We start from the raw sequence: 21,243 nt of genomic DNA, 5'->3' as shown, positions 1-21,243 counted from the left end.
TGTGCGTAGTATTCCGACCATAGCGTTGGAGGAACAGGATGCCCGGCTACCGAATCGACTCGCAGCTCGCAGAGCTCGGTGAGAACGTACGCGGCTGGCGCATGGTGCTGGGCCTGACCGCTCAGCAGGTCGCGGAGCGCGCCGGCATCACTCGCGCGACAGTGCACAAGATCGAGGCGGGTGACCCCGGTGTGCGCTTCGGAAGCGTCGCTCAGGTCCTCCGAGCCCTCGGAGTGCTCGATCAGACCATCGCCGCTACCGACCCCCTCGCCAGCGACATCGGCCGACTGCGCGCCGGCCGTCTGACGAAGAAACGTGCCCGATGACCACCGTGGACGTTCTGGTCGACGAGAACGGCCGCTCCCGGCCGGTCGGTCGAGCGCACTTCACCCGCACGCGAGGCGAGGTCTCCACGACCTTCCTCTACGACGCCGACTACCTCACAAGCGGAGGTACGAGCATCGACCCTGTGCTGCCACTCGTGAGCGGCTCGCAACATCAGACCGGCCTCGTCCGCGCCTTCTCCGACAGCGCCCCCGACCGCTGGGGACGCAACCTCGTCGAGAAGGCCGAGCGGATCCGCGCGCGCGAGGAGAACCGCGCACCCCGCCGCCTCGACGACGTCGACTTCCTTCTCGGCGTGAGTGACGACACCCGGCAGGGCGCACTCCGCTACCGCCTTCCCGGCAGCGCAGCGTTCAGCGGGGAGCCCTCGACGGTCCCCCCGTTGCTGTCCCTGCCGACGCTCCTGCGTGCCGCGGACGACGTCTCCGCGGACGAGGACCCCAGCCGCGCGGTCAAGCAGCTTCTCGACACGGGGACGACCGGTCTGGGCGGGGCGCGACCGAAGGCGTCGGTGCGCCTCGAGGACGGCTCGCTGGCGATCGCGAAGTTCCCCCATGGAAGCGACGAATGGGACGTCATGGCCTGGGAATCGACCGCCCTGGACCTGCTGGATCGCGCGGGTCTTCGAACGCCCCACCGGAGACTCAGCCGCGTAGGCGAACGCAGCGTGCTGATCCTGCGCCGGTTCGACCGCACGGAGGACGGCCGGCGGATCGGCTACATCAGCGCGATGACCGCTCTCAGCGGTTCCGACGGCGAACACCGGGACTACGCCGAACTCTCCGACGCCATCCGCGATCTCTCCTTCTCGCCGCGCGCAGACCATCACGAGCTCTTCGACCGCATCGTCGCGAGCGTGGCACTCGGAAACACGGACGACCACCTGCGGAATCACGGCTTCCTCGCTGAGCGCGGCGCGTGGAGGCTGAGCCCGGCGTTCGACGTGAATCCGAACCCTGATCCGTGGCGTGCTCGTTCCACCTCGATCATGGGAGCCGACGCACCGCCTGACGAGGCGGAGGCGCTGATCGCGCTGGCTGAAGGATTCAGTCTCTCGGCGAGGGAAGGCCGTGAGCGGATGGTCCGGATCGCCGAGTCGCTGGCGCCCTGGCAGGAGTCCGCCCGGGCCAACGGCATCGCTCAACGAGAGATCAGCATGATGGCCGAGTCGGTTCGGCCGCGACTCGAGGCGGTCGTCACCGCTGCTCGCTGAAGGCGAGCGAGGACGCACGTTCTTCGGTTCTTCCCGATTCTCGGCCCCTGAGCCGCTCAGCGCGGCGGCCGCTGGCAGTGCGGGCAGAGGTGCGACGAGCGGTTCATGAACGGCACGCGCACGATCGGCTCGCCGCAGCGCGGGCAGGGCTTGCCGGTCTGCCCGTAGGCGTTGAGGCTGTGCGAGAAGTAGCCGGAGGCGCCGTTCACGTTGACGTACTGGGCGTCGAAGCTGGTGCCGCCCTCGGCCAGCGCGCGCTCGAGCACCGAGCGGACTTCGGCGAACAGGCGGCGGATCCGCGCCTCGGTCAGCGTCGAGCTCGGCGTCTCGGGGTGCAGCTCGGCCGCCCACAGCGATTCGTCCGCGTAGATGTTGCCGATGCCGCTGACCAGCGTCTGATCGAGCAGGGAGCGCTTGATGCCGCTGTTCCGGCGGGCCAGCACGGCGAGGACGGCCGAGAGGTCGAAGAACGGGTCGAGTGGATCGCGGGCGATGTGCGCGACCTGAGAGGGCACTGCCCGCAGCCAGTCGCCGTCGACCGCGTCGTCGCCGGCGTAGCCGCCAGGAGCGCCGTCCGCGGTGGGAGCCAGCGAGTCGATCGCCATCGAGCCGAAGATCCGCTGGTCCACGAAGTGCAGGGCCAGCTCGCCGTGCTCCGGATGCTCGATGCCGATCCGGATGCGGGTCAGCTTCGCGAGCGCGGCGTCGGCCGTCTGCAGCAGCACCTGCCCGCTCATCCCGAGGTGCACGAGCAGCGCCTCGTCGCGACCGGCCGGCAGCCAGAGGAACTTGCCGCGTCGCACCGCGCCGCGCAGCCGCCGCCCGACGAGCAGCCCCTCGAACGAGCCGAGCGGGTGCACATGGCGCTTGAGCGAGCGCTCGTCGACGATCTCGACGCTCGTCACCAGTGAGCCGGTGACGGCGGGAGCGAGCCCGGCCCGCACCACCTCGACCTCGGGCAGCTCGGGCACGGTCAACCCTCGATCGGAGCGGCGGGCGCGACCGGCTCACCGGGTGCCGTCGCCGAGAGGCGCGTCCAGGCGTCGAGAGCGGCGGCCATCTCGGCCGCCTTCTTGCTCGTCCCCTCGCCGCGCGCGGTGACCAGCCCGCCGACGATGACGGTGGCGACGAAGACCTTGCTGTGGTCCGGCCCGGTCGCCGCGATCTCGTAGCGGGGCGCGGGCGCGCCGCGCTCGGCCGCCGCCTCCTGGAGGCTCGTCTTCGGATCCATCGAGACGCCGAAGCGCAGCGGATCCGCGGTCAGCGGGGCGATCAGCCGCAGCACGAGGTCGCGGGCCGCGTCCGGACCGGTGCCGAGGTAGACCGCGCCGATGATCGCCTCGACGGTGTCCGCGAGGATCGACGACTTGTCGCGGCCGCCGGTCATCTCCTCGCCGCGGCCGAGGCGGAGGTGCTCGCCGAGGCCGATGCCGCGGGCGATCTCGGCGAGAGCCACGGTCGAGACCAGGCTCGCCCGGCGCTTGGCCAGGTCGCCCTCGCTCAGCGCGGGGTACTCGGTGTAGAGCATCACGGTCACGGCCTGCCCGAGGATCGAGTCGCCGAGGAACTCGAGGCGCTCGTTGTGCGGGAGGCCGCCGTGCTCGAAAGCGAACGACCGGTGCGTCAGGGCGAGCTCGAAGAGCTCACCGTCGAGGCTCACGCCGAGCGTGGCCTCCAGACGCGACCGGTCGTCGCTGGAGGGTGAGGCAGAGGTCTGGTTCACCATGGACCGCACGGCTCGTGTCGCGGGGCGACGCGGAGCCGAAGGGACTGGATCAGACGTTCGCGACCTTGCGGCCCTTGTACTCGAGGAACAGCGCGGTGCCCGCGGAGTCCTCGACGACCTTGGCGCGGTGCGGGAGGCTGTAGACGGTCTTGCCGTTCTCGACGGTCTTCACCAGGGGCGGGACCTCCGCCTTCCACTGCGAACGACGAGCGTGGGTGTTCGCGCGGGACTTCTTCCTCTTGGGAACAGCCATGATTCTCTCTTCTCTAGCTCGGTCGGATCAGGCGGGGCTGATCAGGTTCGGTCGTCTTCGGTGCGCGGCTCGGCGCCGGCACCACTGTCTGCGGAAGCTCCGGGCGCTGCGGCCCCACCGGTCCCCGACTCGCCCAACCCGGCGAGCGCGGCCCACCTGGAGTCGCGCGGAGCCTCGGGCTCGGACACGGAGGACTCGGCCAGCCGCTCCCCCGTGACAGGGTCGAGGCCCGGACAATCCGGCCGGCAGACCGGCTGGAACGGCAGCGACAGCACCACCGCATCCCTGACCAGAGGTTCAAGATCCACGTGGTCGTCGTGAACCTCATAGTCGAAAGCTTCGTCAGAAGAGTACGCGAAAAGTTCCTGGAACTCGACATCGACAGGCAGGGAGATGTCAGTGAGGCAGCGGCTGCACTCGCCGACGGCCTCCGCGGACACCTGGACGCTGGCCAGAATGCCCTCGTGCACCGACTCGATCCGGACGTCGAGATCGAGCGGCGCGCCCTGGCGGACGGCGACGATGCCCTCGCCGAAGGCCTCGGGCGCCTCGAGGTCGAGACGGTGCTCGCGCATCTCCCCCGGGCGGTTCACGATGTCGCGCACGTTCACGGTGAACGGCGTCTTCTTGAAAGTAGTCACGAGGATCGAGCCTAGTCCCCCGCGCCACGCCCGGGCGGAGGTCCGGCGGATCCCGCCGACGCCCCGCACCCCCACTCCTCAAAAGTTGCGGTAGTCGCGATCGACTACCGCAACTGCCGCGGAGTCGCAGAGTCCCGCTTCCGCCGCCGCGGCGAAGCAGAGAGTCAACACGCAAAAGTTGCGGTAGCCGGGATCGACTACCGCAACTTCTCCGGAATGGAGAGGGTGGTCAGTGGAAGGGGGCGCGTCAGGCGCCGCCCTCCTCCAGGGTCACCTCGATCGGCTCGTAGTCGGCGCCGCTGGTGTCGACGCCCTCGTCCGCGAGCTCGGCGAGCGCCTTCTCGACGTACTCGTTCGAGTAGGCCGTCTCCGGCGGGTCGTCGCTGATGATGGTCGCGCCGGTCTCGTTCTCCGTCGTCTTGGCGATGTCGACCGTCTGGTCCCAGGCCGCCTGATCGATCATGCCGACGCCGTTGGTCGAGGGCCAGATCAGCTTGTTCACCTCGTTGGTCATCCAGAGCTGGTGGCTCGTGCCGAGCGTGGAGCCGGCCGCGGTGACGATGTCCGCCGCCTCCTGCGGGTTGTCCTTCGCGTAGATCCAGCCCTTGATCGACGCCTTGATGAAGGCGACGGTCTGCTCGGCGTAGGCGTCGTCGCTCGAGAGCTTGTCCGCGTCGGCCCAGATCGCGTCCTGCAGCATCGCCGTGCCGACGTCGTTCCAGCTGATCACGTTGAGGTCGTCGGGCGTGTACAGCTCGCCCGTGGCCGGATTCGTCGACTCGAGGACCTGCGCGTACTCGTTGTAGGTCATCGCCTGCGCCGCGTCGATGTCGCCCGCGAGGAAGCCGTTCATGTCGAACTGCTGCTGCACGAGCGAGATGTCGTCGAGCGCGACCCCGTCCTTCTGCATGCCGGCGAAGAGCTCCCACTCGTTGCCGTAGCCCCAGCTGCCGACCTGCTTGCCCGCGAGGTCGGCGGGCGAGGTGATGCCCTTGTCCTTGAAGGAGATCTGCGTGGTGGCGCTGCGCTCGAAGATCTGCGCGACATCGGTGATGTTCGCGCCGTTCTCGATCGAGCCGAGCACCTTCGGAACCCAGGAGATCGCGTAGTCGGCGTCTCCGGAGGCGAGGACGTCCTGCGGGACGATGTCGCCGCCGCCCTCGGCGATGGTGACGTCGAGGCCCTCGTCCTCGTAGTAGCCCTGGTCGACGGCGGCGTAGTAGCCGGCGAACTGGGCCTGGGCGACCCACTGGAGCTGCAGGGTCACGGGCGTGAGATCGCCCGAGTCCCCCGAGGCTCCGGAGCCGGTGTCACTGGTTGCGCTGCAGCCGGTGAGCGCGAGGCCGACGGCGGCGAGTCCCGCCGTGGTCGTCATCGCGATGCGCGTGCGTCTGTTCACTGTTCCTCCTGGTGCGGTGCGGTGCGGGATGCGGCCCGGGCGGGCCGTCAGTGCCGTGGTGCGGATGGAGCCGTGGAGCGGATGGAGCGGTGGAGCGGATGGAGCGAGTGCCGTGGTGCGGATGGTGCGCGTGCAGTGTGCGGGTGGTGCGTTCGGGTGGTGCCGAAGTGCCCGTCCGGCGGGAGCCGGCGGGAGTGGAGGGACGCGCCTCAGCGCGCGTGGCTGCGCCGCAGCGCGAGCGCCTCGAGGCCCGCGGTGACGCAGTAGAACACGAGGCCCACGAGCACGGCCCCGAGCACGTAGGCGTAGGCGAGCGCGTAGTCACTGCCGGACGCCGCCGAGGTGATCGACTTGCCCAGGCCCCCGATCGGCCCGCCGAAGTACTCGGCGACCAGCGCCGAGATCACGGCGAGCGAGGAGGCGATCCGCAGCCCCGTGAAGAAGAACGGCACCGCCCCGGGCAGCGTGATCGTCCGCGCTGTCTGCCACGGCGAGGCGGCGTACGCGCGCATCAGATCGCGGTGCACGGGAGCGGCCTGCCGGAGCCCGCGCAGGGTGTTGACGTACACCGGCACGAAGACCGCGAGCGCCGCCACGAGCTGCCGGGCCGTCTCGACGTTGGCGCCGAACATCGTGTAGAGCACGGGAGCGAGCGCCACGATCGGCACGACGGCCGCGGCGGCGACGATCGCCGCCACCAGCCCGTCGAAGACCCGCACCAGCGCGGACACCCCGGCGACGAGCACCGCGAGCACCGCCCCGGCGACGAGCCCGATCAGCGCGTTGCCGCCGGTCACCCGGCTCCCGGCCAGGACCGAGCCCGCGTTCTGCGCGAACTCCGCCCCGATCGCGAGCGGCGACGGCAGCACGAACGGCTGCACGTCGAGCGCCGTGACGCCGACCTGCCAGAGCAGCAGCGCCGCGACGCCGAGCACGAGCGGCGCGACGACCGCCCGGGCGAGCGCGGGGCTGCTCACCGGTTCTCCACCCCGCGCGGCACCGCGGCGGCGTCGCCGTGCAGCAGCTCGCGCACGGCCCCGACGTCCGAGAAGAACGCCGCGTCCTCGCGCACCCCCGCCTCGCGCTCGGAGGAGTCGGGCAGCGCGATCCGCAGCACGTCCCGGATCCGTCCGGGCCGCGGCGACATCACGACGACGCGATCCGAGAGGAACACCGCCTCCGGGATCGAGTGCGTCACGAAGACCACGGCGGCCCCCGTCTCGCTCCGGATGCGCAGCAGCTCGGTCTGCATCCGCTCGCGCGTCATCTCGTCCAGCGCGCCGAAGGGCTCGTCCATCAGCAGCAGCCGCGGGCTCTCCGCGAGGGCGCGCGCGATTGCCACCCGCTGCTGCATCCCGCCGGAGAGCTGGTCGGGATAGGAGTCGGCGAAGTCGCCGAGTCCCACGAGCGCCAGCAGCTCGTCGACCCGCGACCGGCGGGCCGTGGCGCCGACGCCGTGCAGCTCGAGCGGCAGCGCGATGTTCGCGCGGATGCTCCGCCAGGGCAGCAGCCCCGCCTGCTGGAACGCGATCCCGTACTCCTGGTCGAGCCGCGCCTGCCGCGCCGTCTTGCCGAACACCGAGATCGTGCCCGAGGTCGGCTCGTCGAGGTCGGCGATCAGCCGCAGCAGCGTCGACTTGCCGCAGCCGGAGGGCCCGATCAGCGACACGAACTCCCCCGCGGCGATCTCGAGCGAGACGGTGTCGAGCGCGGTGACGCTCGTGCTCTTCTTCGTGGTGAACGTCTTCGTGACGGAGTCGACGACGACGGCCGGTTCGGCAGCGCTCATGCGGGCTGCTCCCCTCTGCGGAACGGACGGAGGGCGGTGCCGATCAGGCCGACGGCACCGGCGGCCGCGAGGCCCACCAGAACCGCGCCCAGGATCGGCGCCCAGGGCTTGGCGGGGTCTCCCCCGGCGGAGGAGGCGAACTCGATGATCATCCGGCCGATGCCACCGCGCAGGCCGATCGAGACCTCGGCGACGACGGTGCCGATCACGGCGCTGACGGCACCGAGCCGCAGCGCCGGGAGGAGGAACGGCACGCTCGCGGGGAGGCGCAGCCGCAGCAGCGTCTTCCACCAGCCGACGCCGTAGACGCGCATCAGCTCGACCTGGTGCGCCGACGGCGCGTTCAGTCCGCGCAGCGCGCCGATCGAGACCGGGAAGAAGGCGAGGTAGGAGGCGATCAGCGCCACCGACATCCAGTTCTCCCAGGTGAAGGCGCCGAGCTCGAGCTGCGAGCCCCAGCGGCGCACCAGCGGTGCGATCGCGATCAGCGGCACCGTCTGGCTCAGCACGATCCACGGCAGCACCGCGGACTCGGCCGTGCGGAAGCGCTGCATCAGCACCGCGAGCAGCAGCCCGACGACCACGCCGACGACCCAGCCCACGGCCGCGACCCCGAGCGAGAAGGCGCTGGCCTGCAGCACCGCGAGCCAGAGCACCGGGGCGTCGCGGGCGCCGGTGATCGGCTCCGCGAGCCGGCCGGCGATCTCCCAGAGGTGCGGCATCGCGATGGCGCTGGTGCGCGGGAGCACGGTGACGCCCTGGATCACGACGCCGGTCTCCGGCCCGAGGGCCTTGTAGACCTCCCAGAGCACCGCGAGCAGGAGCAGCCCGGCCGCGCCGAGCAGGACCCCGCGCGTCGCGGCCGGCGACCTCATGCCTTCGCCACGATGTGCGGGCCGAGGGCCGGGATGACGCGCTCGCCGTACACGCGCAGCGTCTCCTCCTTGTTGTCGTGCTGGAGGTAGCCGGCGAACTGCGTGACGCCGATCTCGGCGAGCGCCGTCAGCTTCGCGATGTGCTCGTCGGCGGTGCCGAGGACGCAGAAGCGCTCGACGATCTCGTCGGGCACGAACGCGGTGTGCGAGTTGCCGGCCCGCCCGTGCTCGTTGTAGTCGTAGCCCTCGCGCCCGGCGATGTAGTCGGTGAGCGCCTGCGGGACGGCGCCCGACGTGCCGTAGCGGCCGACGATGTCGGCGACGTGGTTGCCGACCATCCCGCCGAACCAGCGGCACTGGTCGTACATGTGCGCGCGGTCGGTCCCGATGTACATCGGCGCCGCGACGCAGAACTGCAGCGACTCCGGGTCGCGGCCGACGTTCGCCGCCGCGTCCTTCACGGTCTGGATCATCCAGCGCGCGATGTCGAGGTCGGCGAGCTGCAGGATGAACCCGTCGCCCGTCTCCCCCGCCAGCTTGAGCGCAAGCGGTCCGTAGGCGGCGACCCACATCTCCAGCGAGGAGCCGCGGCTCCACGGGAACTGCAGGGTCGAGCCGTTGTACTCGACCGAGCGGCTGTTGGCGAGCTCGCGGATGACGTGGATCGACTCCCGCAGCGTCTTCAGCGTGGTGGGAGCACCGCCGGTGACGCGGACGGCGGAGTCGCCGCGGCCGATGCCGCAGACGGTGCGGTTGCCGTACATCTCGTTGAGGGTCGCGTGCAGCGAGGCGATGACGGTCCAGTCGCGGGTCGCCGGGTTGGTGACCATCGGGCCGACGGTGATCCGGTGGGTCTTCTCGAGGATCTGCGAGTAGATGACGTACGGCTCCTGCCAGAGCAGGTGCGAGTCGAACGTCCACGCGTAGTCGAAGCCGTAGGTCTCGGCGAGGACGGCGAGCGCGACGGTGCGCGAGGCGGGCGGGTTGGTCTGGAGGACGACTCCGAAGTCCATGGGGCTTCCTTCGTTGCGGTGGGAAAAAGAGGACTTCAGGTCAGATCAGATACTGCGAGAGACCTCGCTTGATGTATTTGCCGTCGCCCTTGGTGCCGATGTAGTCGCCGGAGTCGACGACGACCTTGCCGCGGGAGATCACGGTGTCGACGTGACCGTCGATCTCGAAGCCCTCCCAGGCGGAGTAGTCCATGTTCATGTGGTGGCTGCGGCCCTCGCCGATGCCGATCGAGGTGTGCCCGTTCGGGTCGTAGACGACCACGTCGCCGTCGGCCCCGGGCTGGATCACGCCCTTCTTCCCGTACATCCCGAACATCCGCGCCGGAGTGGTCGAGGTCAGCTCGACCCAGCGGGGCAGCGAGATCTGTCCCGAGACGACGCCCTGGTACATCAGGTCCATCCGGTGCTCGACCGAGCCGATGCCGTTGGGGATCTTCGAGAAGTCGCCGATGCCCATGTCCTTCTGGCCCTTCATGCAGAAGGGGCAGTGGTCGGTGGAGACCATCTGGATGTCGTTGGTGCGCAGCGACTGCCACATGTGGTGCTGGTGCCCCTCCGCCTTCGAGCGCAGCGGCGTCGAGCACACCCACTTCGCGCCCTCGAAGCCCGGTGCGCCGAGCTGCTCCTCGAGCGAGAGGTAGAGGTACTGCGGGCAGGTCTCGCCGAAGACGTTCATCCCGCGGTCGCGGGCCTGCGCGATCTGCTCGACCGCCTGCTTCGCCGACACGTGCACCACGTAGAGCGGCGCGCCGGTGAGGTCCGCGATCATGATCGCCCGGTGCGTCGCCTCCTCCTCCGCCTGCCACGGCCGCGAGGTCCCGTGGAAGTACGGCGAGGTGTTGCCGGCGGCGAGCGACTGCTTCACCAGCTCGTCGATGATCGCGCCGTTCTCGGCGTGCATCATCATCATCGCGCCGTTCGAGGCGCCCTTCTGGAACGCCCGCAGGATCTGCCCGTCGTCCGAGAGGAACACGCCCTTGTAGGCCATGAACAGCTTGAAGCTGGTCACGCCCTCGTCCATCAGCTCGTCCATCGCCACCAGTGACGAGTCCTGCACGTCGGAGAGGATCTGGTGGAAGCCGTAGTCGATCGCGCAGTTCCCGGCCGCCTTCTCCTGCCAGGCCTGGTAGCGGTCGACCACGCTCTCGCCCGGGTACTGCACGACGAAGTCGACGATCGACGTGGTCCCGCCCCAGGCGGCGGCCCGGGTGCCGGTCTCGAAGGTGTCCGAGGCGAAGGTGCCGCCGAACGGCATCTCCATGTGCGTGTGCGCGTCGATCCCGCCCGGGATGACGTACTTGCCGGCCGCATCGATCACGCGGTCGACGTTCGCCGCGAGGTCGAAGCCCAGCAGCGTCGAGCCGGGCGCGAGCACCGCGGCGATGGTCTCGCCGTCGATCAGGACGTCGGCGGTGGCGGTGCCGGTCGCGTTGACGACCGTGCCGTTCGTGATGAGGGTCTTCATCGATGCTCCTCGGTGGTTCCGGTGCTGCGGCGGTCGCGCGGTCAGGACGTCGGCGGTCAGGGCTTCGGGATGCTCGTGTACGAGTCCGGACGGCGGTCCCGGTAGAACTGCCAGTCGTCGCGCATCTGCTGCACCATGTCGAGGTCGAGATCGCGGATCAGGATCTCCTCGCTGTCGCCCGAGCCGCGCTCGCCGACGGAGTTGCCGCGTGGGTCGATCACCTGGCTGGTGCCGTAGAAGTCGACGGCCAGCTCGCCGTACTCGTTGTCCTCGCGGCCGACCCGGTTGGGCTGGAGCACGAAGTAGCCGTTCGCCACGGCGGCGCACGGGCCCTCCACCTCCCACAGGCGGTTCGAGAGGCCCGGCTTGGTCGCGTTCGGGTTGAACACCATGTGCGCGCCGTTCAGGCCCAGCTCGCGCCAGCCCTCGGGGAAGTGCCGGTCGTAGCAGATGTAGACGCCGACCTTGCCGACCGCGGTGTCGAAGACCGGGTAGCCGAGGTTGCCGGGACGGAAGTAGAACTTCTCCCAGAAGCGGTCGAGGTGCGGGATGTGGTGCTTGCGGTACTTGCCGAGGATCGTGCCGTCGGCGTCGACGACCACGGCGGTGTTGTAGTAGACGCCGGTGATGTCCTCCTCGTAGATCGGCAGGATCATCACCGTGCCGAGCTCCTTCGCCAGCGCGGCGAAGCGCTGCACGATCGGGCCGTCGGCCGGCTCGGCGTAGCGGTAGTACTTCTTGTCCTCGGTGATGCCGAAGTACGGGCCGTAGAACAGCTCCTGGAAGCAGACGATCTGCGCTCCCTGGGCGGCGGCGTCGCGGGCGAACTGCTCGTGCTTGTCGAGCATCGACTCCTTGTCGCCGGTCCACGTGGTCTGGGTGATCGCTGCGCGGACGATGGTCATCGGTACCTCCATGCTTCGGTCGGCCCGGTCGAGGCTCCGCCGAGGTCCCGCGAGACGCGGGAGGCGGGGCCGAGGGGCCGTGGTCTCACTGTGGTCCGCGCGAGGGTCGAAGGCAATGACCGCTTCCGCTCCGTGCGCCGGACAGGGGTTCATCGTCGTCCTCCGACGTTTCCCGGGTGTTTCCGGCGCGGATCCGCAGCATTAAGGCGCCGGTCCTTCGGAATCCGCGGTGTCCGCGGTCCGCGGTAGCGTCGACGGATGCGCATCACGATCCTGGCCGGCGGCGTCGGCGGCGCCCGCTTCACCTCCGCGGTGCGCGAGCACCTCCGCGACCTCGAGGCGGCCGGCGGCGGTCCCTCCGAGATCACGGTCGTCGCCAACACCGGCGACGACATGTGGCTCACCGGCCTGAAGGTCTGCCCCGACCTCGACTCGCTCACCTACGCGCTGGCCGGTGTCAACGACACCGAGCGCGGCTGGGGCCGGGCCGGCGAGAGCGAGCGCGTCTCGGCCGAGCTGACCGCGTTCGGCGTCGGCTGGCCGTGGTTCACCCTCGGCGACCTCGACATCGGCACGCACCTCGCCCGCACCTCGATGCTGCGCGACGGGCTCACCCTCTCCGAGGCCACCGAGCGGATCACCGCGCGCTGGCCGCTGGGCGTCCGCCTGCTGCCGATGTCCGACTCCGACGTCGAGACCCACGTCGAGGTCGACCTGCCCGGCGAGGGCGTCCGGCTGCTGCACTTCGAGGAGTGGTGGGTGCGGCTGCGCGCGTCGGTGCCCGCCCGCCGCTTCGTCCAGCGGGGCGTCGAGGAGGCGCGTCCCGCCCCGGGCGTGCTCGAGGCGATCGCCGACACCGACGCGGTCCTGATCGCCCCGTCCAACCCGGTGGTGTCGATCGGGACGATCCTCGGCGTTCCCGGCATCGCGGAGGCCGTGCGGACCACCTCGGCCCCGGTCGTCGGCGTCTCGCCGATCATCGGCGGCGCGGTGGTGCGCGGCATGGCCGACCACTGCCTGCCCGCCATCGGCGTCGAGACCTCGGCGGAGGCGGTGGGCCGGCACTACGGCGCGCGCTCCACCGGTGGCCTGCTCGACGCCTGGCTGGTCGGCGAGGAGGACGCGGCGGCCGTCGGTGCCCTCGACGGCACCGGTCTGCGCGTGCACTCGGTCCCGCTCTGGCTCCGCGACCGGGACAGCTCGACGCGGCTCGCGGCCGACGCGATCGCCGCGGCGCGCGCCTGACCGGCGCCGGACACGCGCCACCGGCCGGCGCCTCCCAGCCTCGGGGGCCAGGCTGGCAGCACCCCTCACCGCACCATCGAAAGGACCACCCATGCCCGGAGCCCTCGTCCTCGCCGGAGGCGGCCTCGCCGGAATCGCCTGGGAGCTCGGCATCGTCCGCGGCCTCAGCGACGCCTCGCCCGAGGCGGCCCGCCTCCTCCTCGACCCCTCGACGACCCTGATCGGCACCTCGGCCGGCTCCGCCGTCGCCTCGCAGCTGAGCACCTCCGTCGGCCTCGACGAGGCCTACGCGTCGCAGCTGCGCGAGGAGTCCGCCGAGATCGGCGCCGTCGTCGACGTCGAGCGCCTGCAGGCGAGCTACGCCGCCGCGATCGAGGGCGCGACCTCGCCGGAGGACGCCCGGCGCCGCATCGGCGTGCTCGCCCTCGAGACCGCGACCCTGTCCGAGGAGTCCCGCCGCGACGTCATCGCCGCGCGGATCGCCGACGCCGACTGGCCCGAGCAGCGCCTCCTGATCACCGCGATCGACACCGCCACCGGGGCGCTCGCCGTCTTCGACCGCACGAGCGGCGTCGGCCTCGTCGACGCCATCGCCGCCAGCTGCGCGGTGCCCGGTGTCTGGCCGCCGGTCAGCATCGACGGCGTCCGCTACATGGACGGCGGCGTGCGCTCCGGCAGCAACGCCGACCTCGCCGCGGGTGCCGACTGGGTGGTCGTCATCACGCCGATGTCCGGCATCGGCTCGCCCGGTGTCGGCACGCTGCCCACCGCCGAGCTCGAGGCACTGTCGGGCTCGCGGGTCGAGGTCGTCTACGCGGACGAGGCGTCGATCGCCGCCTTCGGCCCGAACTCGCTCGACCCCGAGGTCCGTCCCGCCGCCGCGCAGGCCGGCCGGGCGCAGGGCGCGCGGATCGCCGCCCGGATCGCCGCACTGGTCGGCGCGGACGAGCCGGCCCGCGCCTGACCGGCGCCCGCGTCGCTCCTCCTCAGCGCTTCACGCCGTAGCGGAGGAACACCGTTCCGTCCGCGAAGCTGCGCTGCTGCCGGAGCTCGAGGCGGCTGCGGAAGCCGTGCGGGAGGAACGGCGTTCCGCCGCCCACCGCGATCGGCGCCACGTACCAGCGGATCTCGTCGACCACGCCGGCCAGGAGCGCCTGCGCCCCGAGGGTCGCACCGCCGACGGAGACGTCGTGCGGCTTCGAGCGCACCTCCTGCGCCACGCCCACCGGATCGAACGTCCGCTCGAGCCGGGTGCGGCGGGTGCGCACGGCGGGCAGGGTCGTCGAGTAGACGACCTTGTCCGCCGCGCGCCACATCTCCTGGAAGTCGTGGATGAAGGCGAACTGCTCGGCGAGCTCGTAGCCCGCGTCCCAGCCGCGCATGGTCTCGTAGATCCGGTGGCCGTAGAGGTACGTGCCCACTCCGGTCTCGGTCTCGTTGATGAAGCGGTGCACCTCGGGGCGGGGCGTGGCCCAGCTGAAATCCCCGGTCTCGTCGACGGTGTAGCCGTCGATCGAGGCGACACCGCTGTAGACGAGCGCGCCCACATCGGCCTCCTCTGCAGCCGGCTTCGGGTTCCGACCACGCCCGCGAGGGTAGGCGTGAGAGCGCTCCAGCGCAACGGCTGTGGGAGAACAGTCGCCGAACGACGGCCGAGCGGCGGCGGCGCCCCGCGATGAACTCAGTGCCTGCTGCTGAGCAGCGCCAGCACGTCGGCGTGGCGCCCCTCGGCCTCGGCGTCGCGGAGGAAGCGCACCCGGTCGACGAGCACCTCCTCCACCTCCGGCTGCATGGCGAGGATCCGCACCGTCTCGTCGAGGAACTCGTCCAGCGGCATCGCGCTCGGGTCGTCCTGCTGCCCCATCAGCGTCGTCTGCACGGCCGGCGGCACCAGCTCGATCACCTGCACCGGAGTCTCCGCGAGCTGCGCCCGCAGGCTCTGCGTGTAGGAGTGCACCGCGGCCTTGGTCGCGCTGTAGGTCGGGGTCGCCGGCAGCGGCACGAACGCGAGCCCCGAGGACACGGTCATCAGCACGCCGTCCGGCTTCGCGGCGATCCACGGCGTGAACGCGGTCAGCGTGCGGATCGTGCCGAGCAGGTTCGTCTCGACGATGGCCGCGGCGGTGTCGAGGTGCCCCGAGTCCTGCAGGTCCTCCGGCAGCATGATGCCGGCCATCGTGACGACGACGTCGAGGTCGGGGTGCTCCCGAGTGACCGTCTCGACCGCGGCGGCGATCGACTCCGGGTCGGTGACGTCGATCACGACCGAGTGCGAGCCGGGGTGGGCCGCCGTGAACTCGTCCAGCAGCTCGCTGCGGCGACCGCCCAGGATCACCGTGCTCCCCGCGTCGAGGAAGCGCTCGGCGAGGCCCCGGCCGATGCCCGAGGTCGCGCCGGTGATCAGGATGGTGCTGCCCGTGGTCTTCATGTGGTCTCCTCCGTGTCCCGGGCTGTCCCGCCCGGCTGACCCCAGCGTCGCCCTGCGCCGCACGGGCCGGAAGGGCTGGACGATCCAGGGATCGGCGGTCCCTGGTCCGCGATGCGCGCGGACCGGCAGGATGAGCGCATGGACCGACCTGCGCTCGCCGAGTTCCTCCGCGGCCGACGCGAGCGGCTGCAGCCGTCCGACGTCGGCATGCCGCCCGGAGCGCGCCGCCGCACCGCGGGCCTGCGCCGGGAGGAGATCGCCGCCGCCGTCGGCATGTCCGCCGACTACTGGTCGCGGCTGGAGCAGCAGCGCGGACCGCAGCCGTCCGAGCAGATGCTCACCGCGATCGCCCGCGGGCTGCGCCTGGACCTCGACGAGCGCGACCACCTCTTCCGGCTCGCCGGCCAGACTCCGCCCACCCGGCACCGGCGCGACGAGCACGTCTCCCCCGGTCTCCTCCGTGTGCTGGACCGGCTGGACGACACTCCCGCGCTGGTCATCACCGAGCTCGGCGAGACCCTCGTGCAGAACCGCCTGGCCCGCGCCCTCTTCGGCGACGGCGCCGCCTGGACCGGCCTGGACCGCAGCGGCATCCACCGCTGGTTCGCGCACCCCGACGAGGCCCGCCGCAGCTACCCCGAGCGCGAGCACGAGCACCAGGGGCGGATGCAGACCGCCCAGCTGCGCTTCGCCGCCGCGGCACCCGACGCCGACCCGCTGGCCGCCCGGATCATCGAGTCGCTGCTCGCGCGGAGCGAGGAGTTCCGCCGCTACTGGGAGCTGCAGGAGGTCACGGCCCGCTTCGAGGACCACAAGACCCTGCGCCACCCCGAGGTCGGCGAGATCGACGTCGACTGCCAGGCCCTCTTCACCGAGAACCAGGCGCAGGTGCTGCTGGTGCTCACGCCGCGCGCCGGCTCGCCCGCCTCCGCGGAGGCCCTCCGGCTGCTCGGCGTCGTCGGCGACCAGCGGCTGACGCCGTCGGCGTAGGGCCGGTGTCGACCGGGCGGTGTCCGCGAGGGTCCGTCCGCGCCGGGGCGCGTGTCCGCCGCGCGCCGGGGTCCGCCTAGGGTGGAGGCGGTCGCAGCGAGCGGCCGCGAAGGGTTCCTCATGAAGATCAGCCAGCTGCGTCACTTCGTGGCCGTCGCCGAGGAGCTCCACTTCGTGCGCGCCGCCGAGAAGCTCGGCATCTCCCGCGCGAAGCTCGACTCGTCCGTCGCCGCCGTCGAGCTCGACCTCGGCCGCCCGCTCTTCGAGCCGGGCGCCGCTGCCACGACCCTCACCGCCGCCGGCCGCCAGCGCCTCGCCTCGGCCCGCGAGGAGCTCGCCGCCCTCGGCGACGAGCCGGAGGAGGCCCCCAAGTCCGGCGGCAAGGCCAAGGCCTCGAAGGGCACCGGCCGCGCCCCCGTCGTCAAGGGCCAGCCCAAGCCCTACAAGCGCCGCCAGTCCCGCTGAGGCGCGGTCTCGCGAGGTTCTCCTGTGGGCCCTACCGGGCTCGAACCGATGACATCCACGGTGTAAACGTGGCGCTCTACCAACTGAGCTAAAGGCCCCCGTCGCGGCCGGGCCGCGGACGATCGGGATCGATCCTACGACACGGCTCGCACCGCTACTCTCGGCGCATGGCGGACACGGACGACACCCGCGCGAGGCGCCGGGCCGAGAGCCGCTGGCCGGCCTCCGCCGCGATCCTCGTGGCCGTCGCGCTCAACCTCGTCGGGCACGATCCCGGCACCTCGGTCGTCCGGATCGCCGCGGCGGTCCTGACGCTGGCGCTGCTGATCCCGCTGTTCGTCGTCAACCCGCGGCGGCTGGACACCGAGACCCGCTGGTCCCGCGGAGTGTCGATCGCCCTCGCGGTCGTGCTCGCCGCGGCGAACCAGATCAACGTCGTCCGGGTCGTCATCGACCTCGTCGACGGATCGGCCGACGGCCCGCTGCTGCTGCTCACCGCTCTGCAGGTCTGGGTGACCAACGTCGTCGCCTACGCGCTGATCTACTGGGAGCTCGACCGCGGCGGCCCCGTCTCCCGCGGCACGCTCGAGCGCTCGCAGCTGCCGCCCGCCGACTTCGCCTTCCCGCAGGACACCTACCGCGACACCGTCAGCGAGGTCGCGGTCGGCTCCTCCGAGAAGGCCGACTGGCGCCCGGGCTTCGTCGACTACCTCTACGTCTCGACGACGAACACGATGGCGTTCAGCCCCACCGACACGATGCCGCTGTCCAGCCGGGTGAAGCTCCTGATGGCCCTCGAGGGCTTCACCGGCTTCGTCCTGCTGGCCCTGGTCATCTCCCGAGCGGTGAACATCCTCAACTGACGCCCTGGCGTGTGCACCCCTGCACCCCTCCCGCGAGATGCCACTTGTGCACGCGACACGCCGTGAAAAGCGGTCACAAGTGGCATCTCGCGGAGAGCGTCAGGCGTGGGCCGGGGTGAGCGCGTCGATCGCGGCGCGGTAGTCGTCCATCGAGCGGGCCTCGCCGGGGGCGGTGATGAAGGTGTCGCGGATGACGCCCTCCTTGTCGATGAGGAAGGTCGCGCGCGTCGCGTAGCCCTTGCCCTCGAGGAAGACGCCGTACTGCTTGGCGACGTCGCCGTGCGGCCAGAAGTCGGAGAGCAGCGTGAAGTCGTAGCCCTGCTTCTCGCCCCAGGCGCGCAGGGTGTGCTTGGAGTCGACCGAGATGCCGATCAGCTCGACGTCCGCGTGCTCGAAGAGCGAGAGGTTCTCGCGCAGCGCGCAGAACTCGCCGGTGCAGGTGCCGGAGAAGGCGAGCGGGAAGAAGACGAGGGCGACGTTGCGCCGCCCGTGGAAGTCGCCGAGCTGGATGCGCTCGCCGTACTGGTTCGCGAGTTCGAAGTCGGGAGCCAGCGTGAGCTTCTCGAGAGCCATCGGACGATGTCCTTCCATGCGCACGAATGTCGCGCGAGCACGAGGGGCAATGCTAGACCCGCTCCGCCGATGAACCAAGGGACCGCGACGATCGGCCGCTCGACGCGCTCCGGCTGGAGAAATCCCACAGTGCCCTGTGCGGTTCCGTCGTGGATCGCCACACATGACCGGAATCGCTAGGCTTGCACGGGTGCCCGCGCGCTCCTCGTCATCCGAGGGTCCTGCGCGCGGATCCGCACCGCTTCATGAGAGTGATGTCTCGGGCACGATCTGCCCCCAGAGAGAGGTCGAGGGTGACTGTTAACGATCAGGACCCGTATTCCGTCGGACACGTCGACTCGGATCCCGAGGAAACGTCGGAGTGGAACGAGTCGCTGGACGCGCTCGTCGAGGAGCGGGGTGCCGGTCGCGGACGCGACGTCATGCTCAGCCTCCTCAAGCGCTCCAAGGAGCTGCACCTCGGCGTTCCGATGGTGCCGACGACGGACTACATCAACACCATCGCGGCCGAGAACGAGCCCGACTTCCCCGGCGACGAGGACGTCGAGCGCCGCTACCGCGCCTGGATCCGCTGGAACGCGGCCATCCTCGTGCACCGCGCGCAGCGCCCCGGCATCGGCGTCGGCGGCCACATCTCGACCTACGCGTCGAGCGCCTCGCTCTACGAGGTCGGCTTCAACCACTTCTTCCGCGGCCAGGACCACCCGGGCGGCGGCGACCAGATCTTCATCCAGGGGCACGCCTCCCCCGGCCCCTACGCCCGCGCCTTCCTCGAGGGACGCCTGAGCGAGCACCAGCTCGACGGCTTCCGCCAGGAGAAGTCGCACCAGGGGGGCGGGCTCTCCAGCTACCCGCACCCGCGCCTCATGCCGGAGTTCTGGCAGTTCCCGACCGTGTCGATGGGCCTCGGCCCGATCAACGCGATCTACCAGGCGCAGGCGAACAAGTACCTCACCAACCGCGGTATCAAGGACGCTTCCGACCAGCAGGTCTGGGCGTTCCTCGGCGACGGCGAGATGGACGAGGTCGAGTCGCGCGGTCAGCTCCAGGTCGCCGCGAACGACGGCCTCGACAACCTCAACTTCATCATCAACTGCAACCTGCAGCGCCTCGACGGCCCGGTCCGCGGCAACGGCAAGATCGTCCAGGAGCTGGAGTCGTTCTTCCGCGGCGCCGGCTGGAACGTCATCAAGCTCATCTGGGGCCGCGAGTGGGACGACCTGCTCGCCCGCGACACCGAGGGCGCGCTGCTCGACCTGATGAACAAGACGCCCGACGGCGACTTCCAGACCTTCAAGACCGAGGACGGCGCCTACGTCCGCGAGAACTTCTTCGGCCGCGACGAGCGCGCGAAGAAGCTCGTCGAGGACTACAGCGACGAGCAGATCTGGGGCCTGCGCCGCGGTGGTCACGACTACCGCAAGATCTACGCCGCCATGAAGGCCGCGACGGAGCACAAGGGCCAGCCGACCGTCATCCTCGCGCACACCATCAAGGGCTACGGTCTCGGCCGCAGCTTCGAGGGCCGCAACGCGACCCACCAGATGAAGAAGATGACGCTCGACAACCTGAAGGGCTTCCGCGACACCATGCGGATCCCGATCACGGATGCGCAGCTCGAGGAGAACCCCTACCTCCCGCCGTACTACCACCCCGGTCAGGGCGACGAGGCGATCGAGTACATGCAGGAGCGCCGCCGCGCGCTCGGCGGCTACCTGCCCGAGCGCCGGTCGAAGTACACGCAGCTCTCGCTGCCGGACGACTCGGCCTACAAGATCGGCAAGAAGGGCTCCGGGACGCAGGAGATCGCCACCACCATGGCGTTCGTCCGCATCCTGAAGGACATCCTGCGCTCGAAGGACTTCGGCAACCGCGTCGTCCCGATCATCCCCGACGAGGCCCGCACCTTCGGCATGGACGCGTTCTTCCCGAACGCGAAGATCTACAACCCGCGCGGCCAGCACTACACGTCGGTCGACCGCGAGCTGCTCCTGGCCTACAAGGAGAGCCCGCAGGGTCAGATCCTGCACGTCGGCATCAACGAGGCGGGCGCCCTCGCGGCGTTCACCGCGGTCGGCACGTCCTACTCGACGCAGGGCGAGCCGCTCATCCCGGTCTACGTCTTCTACTCGATGTTCGGCTTCCAGCGCACGGCCGACGCGATCTGGGCGGCGGGCGACATGATGGCCCGCGGCTTCATGATCGCGGCGACCGCCGGTCGCACCACGCTGACCGGTGAGGGCCTCCAGCACGCGGACGGCCACTCGCCGATCCTCGCCGCCACCAACCCGGCCGTCGTCAGCTACGACCCGGCGTACAGCTACGAGATCGCGCACATCGTGCAGTCCGGTCTCGAGCGGATGTACGGCGGGAAGCACCCGGAGCCGAACGTCATGTACTACGTGACGGTCTACAACGAGCCGATCGTGCACCCGAAGGAGCCCGAGGACGTGGACGTGGACGGCATCGTCCGCGGCATCCACCGCGTCTCCTGGGGTCAGTGGGACGGCCCGAAGGCCCAGCTGCTCGCGTCCGGCGTCGCCGTGCCGTGGGCGATCGAGGCGCAGAAGCTCCTCGCCGAGGACTGGGGTGTGTCGGCCGACGTCTGGTCGGTCACCTCGTGGAACGAGCTGCGGCGCGACGGCATCAACGCCGAGCACCACAACTTCCTCTACCCCGAGGACGAGGCGCAGGTGCCCTACGTCACGCAGAAGCTCGCCGACGCGAAGGGCCCCTTCGTCGCCGTCTCGGACTTCTCGCACCAGGTCCCCGACCAGCTGCGCCAGTTCATCCCGGGCGACTTCGCGACGCTCGGAGCGGACGACTTCGGCTTCTCGGACACCCGCGCCGCCGCGCGTCGCCACTTCAAGATCGACGGACCGTCGGTCGTGGTGCGGACGCTGCAGCTGCTCGCCAAGCGCGGCGAGGTCGACCCCTCGCTCTCCGCCCAGGCGATCCAGAAGTACAGCCTCCACGACGTGAACGCCGGCACCACCGGCAACGCGGGCGGCGAGAGCTGACGGACGGCTCGGTGCTCTCCTCCGACGACGCGCAG

General features: G+C 70.7%; 22 protein-coding genes and 1 tRNA gene. 8 read left to right on the top strand and 15 right to left on the bottom strand.

Annotated features, from left to right (window positions below):
• Positions 1-38: 38 nt before the first annotated feature.
• Positions 39-326, top strand: a complete 288-nt coding sequence (locus tag C1I64_RS04375; RefSeq protein ID WP_123735501.1) for a helix-turn-helix domain-containing protein — start codon at positions 39-41, stop codon at positions 324-326.
• Positions 323-1,558, top strand: coding sequence for a type II toxin-antitoxin system HipA family toxin (locus C1I64_RS04370; protein WP_127886317.1), 1,236 nt, complete (start codon positions 323-325; stop codon positions 1,556-1,558). The genes C1I64_RS04375 and C1I64_RS04370 overlap by 4 nt, the downstream gene beginning before the upstream one ends.
• A gap of 56 nt (positions 1,559-1,614) precedes the next feature.
• Here C1I64_RS04370 and mutM read toward each other — a convergent pair whose 3' ends face one another.
• The 11 genes from mutM to C1I64_RS04315 all read right to left on the bottom strand — a co-directional run bounded on the left by mutM (position 1,615) and on the right by C1I64_RS04315 (position 11,624).
• Positions 1,615-2,529 carry a bifunctional DNA-formamidopyrimidine glycosylase/DNA-(apurinic or apyrimidinic site) lyase gene (gene mutM / locus C1I64_RS04365; RefSeq protein ID WP_127888451.1) on the bottom strand — a complete coding sequence of 305 codons (915 nt, stop codon included), beginning with the start codon at positions 2,527-2,529 and terminating at the stop codon, positions 1,615-1,617.
• 2 nt (positions 2,530-2,531) lie between these two features.
• The gene (gene rnc / locus C1I64_RS04360; RefSeq protein WP_127886316.1) at positions 2,532-3,284 is read right to left on the bottom strand and encodes a ribonuclease III; all 753 of its coding nucleotides are present in this window, start codon (positions 3,282-3,284) and stop codon (positions 2,532-2,534) included.
• A 49-nt stretch (positions 3,285-3,333) separates the two neighbouring features.
• Positions 3,334-3,537: a 50S ribosomal protein L32 gene (rpmF, locus tag C1I64_RS04355; protein WP_123445680.1), complete on the bottom strand. Its 204-nt coding sequence runs from the start codon at positions 3,535-3,537 to the stop codon at positions 3,334-3,336.
• 41 nt (positions 3,538-3,578) lie between these two features.
• Entirely contained in the window at positions 3,579-4,178 is a 600-nt protein-coding gene (locus C1I64_RS04350) for a YceD family protein (protein WP_372487848.1), read from the bottom strand.
• A gap of 247 nt (positions 4,179-4,425) precedes the next feature.
• On the bottom strand, positions 4,426-5,577 hold the full coding sequence (locus C1I64_RS04345) for an ABC transporter substrate-binding protein (RefSeq protein ID WP_244209400.1): 1,152 nt from the start codon (positions 5,575-5,577) through the stop codon (positions 4,426-4,428).
• A gap of 209 nt (positions 5,578-5,786) precedes the next feature.
• Positions 5,787-6,554, bottom strand: coding sequence for an ABC transporter permease (locus C1I64_RS04340; protein WP_127886315.1), 768 nt, complete (start codon positions 6,552-6,554; stop codon positions 5,787-5,789).
• Complete coding sequence (locus C1I64_RS04335; RefSeq protein ID WP_123445677.1) at positions 6,551-7,366, bottom strand: ABC transporter ATP-binding protein; 816 nt, start codon at positions 7,364-7,366, stop codon at positions 6,551-6,553. Before C1I64_RS04335 ends, C1I64_RS04340 begins: the two co-directional genes overlap by 4 nt.
• Positions 7,363-8,241 (bottom strand): ABC transporter permease, encoded by an 879-nt coding sequence (locus tag C1I64_RS04330; RefSeq protein WP_127886314.1) that lies wholly within the window; start codon positions 8,239-8,241, stop codon positions 7,363-7,365. Before C1I64_RS04330 ends, C1I64_RS04335 begins: the two co-directional genes overlap by 4 nt.
• Entirely contained in the window at positions 8,238-9,254 is a 1,017-nt protein-coding gene (locus tag C1I64_RS04325; protein ID WP_123735494.1) for a TIGR03842 family LLM class F420-dependent oxidoreductase, read from the bottom strand. The genes C1I64_RS04330 and C1I64_RS04325 overlap by 4 nt, the downstream gene beginning before the upstream one ends.
• Positions 9,255-9,294: 40 nt before the next feature.
• Complete coding sequence (gene hydA, locus C1I64_RS04320) at positions 9,295-10,719, bottom strand: dihydropyrimidinase (protein ID WP_127886313.1); 1,425 nt, start codon at positions 10,717-10,719, stop codon at positions 9,295-9,297.
• Positions 10,720-10,775: 56 nt separating this feature from the next.
• Positions 10,776-11,624, bottom strand: coding sequence for a nitrilase-related carbon-nitrogen hydrolase (locus C1I64_RS04315; RefSeq protein ID WP_127886312.1), 849 nt, complete (start codon positions 11,622-11,624; stop codon positions 10,776-10,778).
• 258 nt (positions 11,625-11,882) lie between these two features.
• On the opposite strand from C1I64_RS04315, the gene cofD reads away from it, so the two are divergent.
• Both cofD and C1I64_RS04305 read left to right on the top strand, forming a co-directional pair.
• A complete protein-coding gene (gene cofD, locus C1I64_RS04310; RefSeq protein ID WP_127886311.1) occupies positions 11,883-12,869 on the top strand; it encodes a 2-phospho-L-lactate transferase in 987 nt (328 codons plus the stop codon).
• A gap of 91 nt (positions 12,870-12,960) precedes the next feature.
• Positions 12,961-13,833 (top strand): patatin-like phospholipase family protein, encoded by an 873-nt coding sequence (locus tag C1I64_RS04305; protein WP_123445671.1) that lies wholly within the window; start codon positions 12,961-12,963, stop codon positions 13,831-13,833.
• A 22-nt stretch (positions 13,834-13,855) separates the two neighbouring features.
• On the opposite strand, the gene C1I64_RS04300 is transcribed toward C1I64_RS04305, so the two are convergent.
• Positions 13,856-14,416, bottom strand: a complete 561-nt coding sequence (locus C1I64_RS04300) for a dihydrofolate reductase family protein (RefSeq protein WP_123732139.1) — start codon at positions 14,414-14,416, stop codon at positions 13,856-13,858.
• A gap of 134 nt (positions 14,417-14,550) precedes the next feature.
• Positions 14,551-15,297, bottom strand: coding sequence for an SDR family oxidoreductase (locus C1I64_RS04295; RefSeq protein ID WP_127886310.1), 747 nt, complete (start codon positions 15,295-15,297; stop codon positions 14,551-14,553).
• Positions 15,298-15,435: 138 nt separating this feature from the next.
• Here C1I64_RS04295 and C1I64_RS04290 point away from each other — a divergent pair, with 138 nt between their 5' ends.
• Both C1I64_RS04290 and C1I64_RS04285 read left to right on the top strand, forming a co-directional pair.
• The gene (locus C1I64_RS04290) at positions 15,436-16,287 is read left to right on the top strand and encodes a helix-turn-helix transcriptional regulator (RefSeq protein ID WP_127886309.1); all 852 of its coding nucleotides are present in this window, start codon (positions 15,436-15,438) and stop codon (positions 16,285-16,287) included.
• 120 nt (positions 16,288-16,407) lie between these two features.
• Positions 16,408-16,752 (top strand): helix-turn-helix domain-containing protein, encoded by a 345-nt coding sequence (locus C1I64_RS04285; RefSeq protein WP_123445667.1) that lies wholly within the window; start codon positions 16,408-16,410, stop codon positions 16,750-16,752.
• A gap of 25 nt (positions 16,753-16,777) precedes the next feature.
• Here the strand turns inward: C1I64_RS04285 and C1I64_RS04280 are convergent.
• Positions 16,778-16,850, bottom strand: a tRNA-Val gene (locus C1I64_RS04280).
• Positions 16,851-16,919: 69 nt separating this feature from the next.
• Between C1I64_RS04280 and C1I64_RS04275 the strand changes: the two genes are divergently transcribed.
• Complete coding sequence (locus C1I64_RS04275) at positions 16,920-17,615, top strand: DUF1345 domain-containing protein (RefSeq protein WP_127886308.1); 696 nt, start codon at positions 16,920-16,922, stop codon at positions 17,613-17,615.
• Positions 17,616-17,714: 99 nt separating this feature from the next.
• Here C1I64_RS04275 and C1I64_RS04270 read toward each other — a convergent pair whose 3' ends face one another.
• Entirely contained in the window at positions 17,715-18,188 is a 474-nt protein-coding gene (locus tag C1I64_RS04270; RefSeq protein WP_127886307.1) for a peroxiredoxin, read from the bottom strand.
• Between the two features lie 293 nt (positions 18,189-18,481).
• On the opposite strand from C1I64_RS04270, the gene aceE reads away from it, so the two are divergent.
• Positions 18,482-21,208, top strand: a complete 2,727-nt coding sequence (gene aceE / locus C1I64_RS04265; protein ID WP_123445664.1) for a pyruvate dehydrogenase (acetyl-transferring), homodimeric type — start codon at positions 18,482-18,484, stop codon at positions 21,206-21,208.
• The last annotated feature ends 35 nt before the right edge of the window (positions 21,209-21,243 follow it).

The organism is Rathayibacter festucae DSM 15932 (assembly GCF_004011135.1).
Taxonomy (GTDB): Bacteria; Actinomycetota; Actinomycetes; order Actinomycetales; family Microbacteriaceae; genus Rathayibacter; species Rathayibacter festucae.
Note: the sequence above shows the minus strand (reverse complement) of the source record. Positions and strands in the feature narration are given on the sequence as shown.

Excerpts from the sequence above, each read along its gene's own strand:
- C1I64_RS04330 (WP_127886314.1), bottom strand. The coding sequence starts at position 8,241 with ATGAGGTCGCCGGCCGCGACGCGCGGGGTCCTGCTCGGCGCGGCCGGG.
- C1I64_RS04335 (WP_123445677.1), bottom strand. The coding sequence starts at position 7,366 with ATGAGCGCTGCCGAACCGGCCGTCGTCGTCGACTCCGTCACGAAGACG.
- C1I64_RS04325 (WP_123735494.1), bottom strand. The coding sequence starts at position 9,254 with ATGGACTTCGGAGTCGTCCTCCAGACCAACCCGCCCGCCTCGCGCACC.
- C1I64_RS04305 (WP_123445671.1), top strand. The coding sequence starts at position 12,961 with ATGCCCGGAGCCCTCGTCCTCGCCGGAGGCGGCCTCGCCGGAATCGCC.
- rnc (WP_127886316.1), bottom strand. The coding sequence starts at position 3,284 with ATGGTGAACCAGACCTCTGCCTCACCCTCCAGCGACGACCGGTCGCGT.
- rpmF (WP_123445680.1), bottom strand. The coding sequence starts at position 3,537 with ATGGCTGTTCCCAAGAGGAAGAAGTCCCGCGCGAACACCCACGCTCGT.
- cofD (WP_127886311.1), top strand. The coding sequence starts at position 11,883 with ATGCGCATCACGATCCTGGCCGGCGGCGTCGGCGGCGCCCGCTTCACC.
- C1I64_RS04295 (WP_127886310.1), bottom strand. The coding sequence starts at position 15,297 with ATGAAGACCACGGGCAGCACCATCCTGATCACCGGCGCGACCTCGGGC.
- C1I64_RS04315 (WP_127886312.1), bottom strand. The coding sequence starts at position 11,624 with ATGACCATCGTCCGCGCAGCGATCACCCAGACCACGTGGACCGGCGAC.
- C1I64_RS04290 (WP_127886309.1), top strand. The coding sequence starts at position 15,436 with ATGGACCGACCTGCGCTCGCCGAGTTCCTCCGCGGCCGACGCGAGCGG.
- C1I64_RS04375 (WP_123735501.1), top strand. The coding sequence starts at position 39 with ATGCCCGGCTACCGAATCGACTCGCAGCTCGCAGAGCTCGGTGAGAAC.
- C1I64_RS04270 (WP_127886307.1), bottom strand. The coding sequence starts at position 18,188 with ATGGCTCTCGAGAAGCTCACGCTGGCTCCCGACTTCGAACTCGCGAAC.
- C1I64_RS04285 (WP_123445667.1), top strand. The coding sequence starts at position 16,408 with ATGAAGATCAGCCAGCTGCGTCACTTCGTGGCCGTCGCCGAGGAGCTC.
- hydA (WP_127886313.1), bottom strand. The coding sequence starts at position 10,719 with ATGAAGACCCTCATCACGAACGGCACGGTCGTCAACGCGACCGGCACC.
- C1I64_RS04370 (WP_127886317.1), top strand. The coding sequence starts at position 323 with ATGACCACCGTGGACGTTCTGGTCGACGAGAACGGCCGCTCCCGGCCG.
- C1I64_RS04275 (WP_127886308.1), top strand. The coding sequence starts at position 16,920 with ATGGCGGACACGGACGACACCCGCGCGAGGCGCCGGGCCGAGAGCCGC.